The sequence below is a fragment of the Paraburkholderia sediminicola genome (assembly GCF_046027825.1).
GTDB lineage: Bacteria > Pseudomonadota > Gammaproteobacteria > Burkholderiales > Burkholderiaceae > Paraburkholderia > Paraburkholderia sediminicola_D.
Window position 1 is genome coordinate 1 of sequence record NZ_JAQQDU010000189.1, and the last position, 5,523, is coordinate 5,523.

The window sequence follows — 5,523 nt, forward strand, 5'->3', positions numbered from 1 at the left end:
TGCTTTGCGGCAGGCAAAGAAAAGTAGGTGCCCGCCCCGCACAGGGGCGACGCTAATAGACCACTAAGAAATCAGGGAAAGGCCAACACCGTAGGCACACCGAAACAAAGCGCCCCGCAAGAAAACAAATCAACAAAAGCCCAACACCGCAGGCATACAAACAAGCGCCGCAGGCAACAACCCCGTAGGGCAAAAACCAAAATGTTCACCTCATTCAAAAGACTCCTAAAAAAATGGCGAGCCTCCCGCGACGGCGGCCACCAACTGGACGCCCTGCTAGCGATCGCAGACAAAACCGCCCCCTATCCAGACCGCAGCGAATGGCTGATCGAACTCGCCCACTGGATCCACCGCGGTCGCACAGTCCACCCCGAAAACCTCGACCCCGTCGAAACCACCACCCCAGCGCACACCAGAATCCGCTATCTCCTTCACGTGCTGGACCGTAACCCGGCCTGGAAGGCCAACGTCGCCGGCATTCTCCGCGCGCTCCTGCGCGAAAGCGACGGCCTCTCGCTTCTCTGCGATGCAGGCATGCCCGTGCACTCCGGCTTCTTCGGCGCCCTCTTCGAGCGCCTCGAAGCCTCACTGATCCCGCCCGCGCCGAACCGGCGCGATCTGCGCGCGATCGTCACGCTGATGTTCAGCCAGGAACGCGACGCCGAATGGATCGCCAGTCTGCCAACCGATCTGCTCACCCGCATCCGCGCCCTCTTCGACTACGAAGAGGACGACAACGAACATCGCGACTCCACCCCGTTCTCGCTCGACCTGCTAGCCGCCCTGCACAACCTCACCTGCCAGATCAGTTCGACGGGCCTCTCGCAAACAGTCCGCAGCCGTCTCGGCGAAGTGGACGCCGACGATGCCAGCGACGTGCGTGTCGCCATGGAAAAACAGCCGTTCTACCGGCTCACGCGCGCCATGCTCGCCGTCGAAGCAGCCCATCAGGCAGTCAGTGAAGGCGCCCCACAAGACAAGCTGCTGCATGAGGTCAACTATCTGCGCCTGCTGCTCGACGAATGCCGCAGCGCCACCGACAACGTCTTCGCCCATCTCTATCGCAACGGCGTCAGTGTCGATATCGTGTTCCAGGTCGAACGGATGCGCATGCGTATCGTGCGCGCCGAGCACCTGCTGAACACCTGGATGGCACCGGACGATCCGCACGCCGGTGCGCGTCTCACCGCGGAACTGGTGAACGCGAATCACGCGAGTCAGAGCGTCGCGCACCTCGTGCGCAGCAATTTCTCCTTGCTGGCCCGCAAGGTCGTCGAGTACAGCGCCGATACCGGCGAGCACTACATCGCGCGCGATCGCGCCGAGTACCTGAAGATGCTGCGCATGGCAGCCGGCGGCGGGCTCATCACCGTCGTCACGGTCTGCATGAAACTCGCCATCACCGGCGTCCATCTGCAAGCGATGTTCGAAGGGCTGCTCGCCGGCATCAACTACGCGGCCAGCTTCCTGCTGATTCACTTCCTGCACTTCTCGCTAGCCACCAAGCAACCGGCGATGACCGCGCCCACCCTCGCCCGCGAACTGGACGGCGTTGGCACGCCGGCAGGCGTCGACAGCTTCGTGAGTTCGGTGACCGCGTTGATGCGCACGCAGGCCGCCGCCGTGCTCGGCAACGTGCTGCTGGTGTTTCCCGTGTGCTTCGGTGTGCAATTGCTGTGGCATGCGCTGTTCAACGCCAACATCATTTCGCCCGAGAAAGCCCACGCCACACTGCACTCGTTCTCGCTGCTGGGACCGACGCCGTTCTATGCCGCGCTGACCGGCGTGTTGCTGTGGTCGTCGAGTTTGCTGTCAGGTTGGGCGGACAACTGGTTCGTTCTGCATCGCGTGGCGGACGCGCTCGCCTATAACCGGCGCCTGCGCATGACGCTCGGCGCGGCCGGCGCCGCCCGGCTCGCGGCGTTTTGCCGCTCGAATGTGGCGGGCGTCGTGGGCAATATCACGCTCGGCCTGATGCTCGGGCTCGTGCCGGCGATCCTCACCGCCTTCGCGTTTGCTTTCGAGGTGCGTCACGTGACGCTTAGCGCCGGCTCGATCGGCATCGCGATCGGGGTCCTCGGCAAGGACGCCTTGAAGTTGCCGGAGCTGTGGTGGGCGGTTGCGGGGGTCGGCAGCATGGCGATACTCAACGTGGCCGTGAGCTTCGCGCTCGCCTTCTACATGGCCGTGAAATCGCGCGACTTGCGGCGCAACGCCGTGCGCTCGCTGCGCGGCGCGATCTGGCAGCGGGTGTTCAGGCATCCGCTGGAACTCGTATGGCCGGCCAAAACGGCCCCGCACCCCGACCGCGTACAATAGCGCCTTATCTAACGCCTTCCGGCAACCTCAATGTCCTTCGATTTCTTCCTTCCCTGTCCGCGCGGCCTTGAAGCCTCGCTCGCCACCGAGCTCGCCGAAATTGCCGCGAAGCACCTGAACGGCGCGCCGTTCACGGCCGGCGCGCAAGTGCCCGGCGGTGTGCATTTCCGCGGCGGCTGGGCCGCCGGCATGGCCGCCAACCTGCACTCGCGCCTCGCGAGCCGCGTGCTGCTGAAAATCGCGCATCGGCCGTATCGCAGCGAACAGGACATTTACGCGCTCGCACTCGAACAACGCTGGGAGCAGTGGTTCTCGGCGAACGAAACGCTGCGGGTGGACGTCACCGCAATCAAATCGCCGCTGCGCAGCCTCGAATTCACGACGCTGCGTGTCAAGGACGCGATCTGCGACCGTCTGCGTGAAGTGAGCGGTGCCCGTCCGAACATCGACACCGCCATGCCCGACGTGCGCGTGTTCGCGTTCCTCACCGCCACCGATTGCACGCTCTACCTCGACACCTCCGGCGACCCGCTCTTCAAGCGCGGCTGGCGCCTCGACAAGGGCGCGGCGCCGCTGCGCGAGAATCTCGCGGCAGGCATCCTGCGTCTGACCGGCTGGACCGCCGGCACGCCGCTGTACGACCCGATGTGCGGCAGCGGCACCTTCCTCGCGGAAGCCGCGCAAGTGGCGCTGAATATCGCGCCGGGTGCGGAGCGCCGCTTCGGCTTCGAGAAGCTCAAGCAATTCGAAGCCAAGACGTGGCAAGCGCTGAAGGCCGCCGCGCTCGACGCCAAGCACGCCGCCCGCAACTCGCGTGCCGATCTGCAGATTTTCGGCAGCGATATTTCCGGCGACATGCTCGACAAGGCGCGTGCGAACTTCCAGCGCGCCGGTCTGCCGTCGATTCCGCTCAAGCAGGTCGATGCACGCGGTATGACGGCACCGTCGACCGAGCCGGGCATCCTCGTCGCAAATCCGCCATACGGCGAGCGGATCGAAGTGCGCGGGCGCAATGCACGTGGCGAACTCCGCGAAGGCCGCGCCACGCGTGAAGGCCGCGACGACGAGAGCTTCCACCGGGCCCAGGAAGAAGCACCGGACAGCGAATTTTTCCAATCGCTCGGCGATGCGCTAAAGCAGCGCTTTACCGGCTGGCATGCGTTTATTCTCACTTCGGATCGCAAGCTGCCGGGCCAGTTGCGTCTGCGCGAGTCGACCAAGACGCCGCTCTTCAACGGCGCGCTCGAATGCCGGCTGTTCCGCTTCGATCTGATCGCGGGCAGCGTGCGGCAACGGCCGCAGAACAACGACACGCCGGCAGGCTAAGCCTGAGCAGAGCAGCATCAAAAAAACTGCGGACCTGGATCCGCGGTTTTTTTTCGCCAGTACCTCTGCGATCGGCCGGCGCCCGGCCGCGCCTGCTGCCCCTCCCGGCCTCTCCGTCCCTCTGTTCCCGTCCGCCACACCGTCCCGCCATTACTGCCGGTGCTCCTGCAGGCCACATCATCCCGACAGTACTGCCAGCACTCCCGCAAGCCACACCATCCCGCCACGGCTGCCGGTGCCCCTGCAGGCCACATCATCCCGACAGTACTGCCAGCGCTCCCGCAAGCCACACCATCCCGCCACGGCTGCCGGTGCCCCCTGCGCGCTCATTGCCCGCTACGTCCTTTTTGTACGTCCGCCGTTCCCTACTGACACTACGCTGTCAGTAGCCCCCACGCACACTCCTTCTCACGCCATCCGGCGCTTTGCACGGCTTACCGCCATTCACAGGAGAGTGTCATGTCCGCATCATCCAAAGTTGTTGCATGGTTCGAGATTCCGTCCGTCGATTTCGATCGCGCCGTTCGCTTTTATGAAACCGCGCTCGACGTCAAACTGAATCGCCAGGAAATCGGCGGCCAGCCGATCGCCATCTTCGGCTACGAGGAACCGGCCACCGGCGGCGCGATCGTCCATAGCCCGTCGATGAAGCCGGCCGGCGACGGCGTGCTCGTCTATCTGAACGCCCAGCCGACCGTCGACGCGACCCTCGCCCGCGTCGAGCAAGCCGGCGGCAAGACCGATGGTCCGGTGATCAAGCTGCCGCAGGACATCGGCTACATCGCGTTCTTCACCGACACGGAAGGCAACCGCCTCGGTCTGCATTCGCTGACCAACGGCTAACACGCGACGCGGCGCACCCGCGCGGCGGCCAGCAGGCACCGCGCGGAACGCCGACCGGAGCACGGCATGCGGCGCTATCATCGCGGGACTGTCCCCGTCCTTTTCTACAAGACGCCCACGATGACGCGCCGCGCCGACCGCCTGTTCCAGATCGCCGAACTGTTACGCGGACGGCGTCTGACTACCGCGCAACAACTCGCCGACTGGCTGAACATTTCGCTGCGTACGGTCTATCGCGACGTGCGCGATCTGCAACTGTCAGGCGTACCGATCGAAGGTGAAGCGGGTATCGGCTACCGGTTAAGCCGCGCGGCGAGCCTGCCACCCCTTACGTTCACGGCCGATGAACTCGCCGCGCTCGCAGCAGGCGCGCGGATGCTCGAATCGTGGGGTGGCGCCGGTTTCGCGAGCGGTGCGCGCGGGGCACTGGCGAAGATCGCCTCGGCGATGCCCGCCGACAAGCGCGCAACGCTCGAACGCCTGGCGATCTTTGCGCCGTCGTTTCACATCAAGGCGGATTTTTCAGCGAAGGTGGACGCACTGCATCGGGCGATCGATGCACGTCAGGTGACGAGCTTCGCCTATACCGATGCAAATGGCGCGGCGACCGAGCGGCGTGTTTGGCCGCTGGCAATGGCTTATTGGGGCGCGCGCTGGACACTCGGCGCGTGGTGCGAATTGCGGAGCGATTTCCGCAATTTCGGGTTGGAGAGAATCCAGGATCTTCAGGTGCTCGAAACGTATCCGGATCAGGAAGGACGACGCTTGGCGGATTGGCTGCGGCATGTGAATAGGAAGCAGCGGTAAAGACGCAAACGCGGCCAAGCTCCGTGACCAACGGTTCGCCGCCCGCACCAAGGCAAGCCGCGAACCGTCGAGGCGTGTTATTCCACCGCCTTCACCATATCCTCAATCACCTTCTTGGCGTCGCCGAACACCATCATCGTCTTGTCCATATAGAACAGGTCGTTGTCGAGGCCCGCGTATCCCGCCGCCATCGAGCGCTTGTTCACGATGACCGTGCGTGCCTTGTAC

General features: G+C 64.5%; 5 protein-coding genes. 4 read left to right on the top strand and 1 reads right to left on the bottom strand.

Annotated elements, in window-relative coordinates; all coding sequences use genetic code 11:
* The first annotated feature begins 201 nt into the window (after positions 1-201).
* The 4 genes from PQQ96_RS41485 (at position 202) to PQQ96_RS41500 (ending at position 5,295) form a co-directional block, all read left to right on the top strand.
* Complete coding sequence (locus PQQ96_RS41485) at positions 202-2,319, top strand: site-specific recombinase (RefSeq protein ID WP_408303133.1); 2,118 nt, start codon at positions 202-204, stop codon at positions 2,317-2,319.
* Between the two features lie 30 nt (positions 2,320-2,349).
* Positions 2,350-3,645 (top strand): THUMP domain-containing class I SAM-dependent RNA methyltransferase, encoded by a 1,296-nt coding sequence (locus tag PQQ96_RS41490; RefSeq protein ID WP_408303135.1) that lies wholly within the window; start codon positions 2,350-2,352, stop codon positions 3,643-3,645.
* Between the two features lie 459 nt (positions 3,646-4,104).
* Positions 4,105-4,488 (top strand): VOC family protein, encoded by a 384-nt coding sequence (locus tag PQQ96_RS41495; protein WP_408303138.1) that lies wholly within the window; start codon positions 4,105-4,107, stop codon positions 4,486-4,488.
* 66 nt (positions 4,489-4,554) lie between these two features.
* Positions 4,555-5,295, top strand: a complete 741-nt coding sequence (locus tag PQQ96_RS41500) for a helix-turn-helix transcriptional regulator (RefSeq protein WP_408303141.1) — start codon at positions 4,555-4,557, stop codon at positions 5,293-5,295.
* Positions 5,296-5,372: 77 nt separating this feature from the next.
* Here the strand turns inward: PQQ96_RS41500 and PQQ96_RS41505 are convergent.
* Positions 5,373-5,523: NAD(P)(+) transhydrogenase (Re/Si-specific) subunit beta (locus PQQ96_RS41505; RefSeq protein WP_174258380.1), on the bottom strand; the 151-nt coding region annotated here is incomplete at its 5' end.

Excerpts from the sequence above, each read along its gene's own strand:
- PQQ96_RS41485 (WP_408303133.1), top strand. The coding sequence starts at position 202 with ATGTTCACCTCATTCAAAAGACTCCTAAAAAAATGGCGAGCCTCCCGC.
- PQQ96_RS41490 (WP_408303135.1), top strand. The coding sequence starts at position 2,350 with ATGTCCTTCGATTTCTTCCTTCCCTGTCCGCGCGGCCTTGAAGCCTCG.
- PQQ96_RS41495 (WP_408303138.1), top strand. The coding sequence starts at position 4,105 with ATGTCCGCATCATCCAAAGTTGTTGCATGGTTCGAGATTCCGTCCGTC.
- PQQ96_RS41500 (WP_408303141.1), top strand. The coding sequence starts at position 4,555 with ATGCGGCGCTATCATCGCGGGACTGTCCCCGTCCTTTTCTACAAGACG.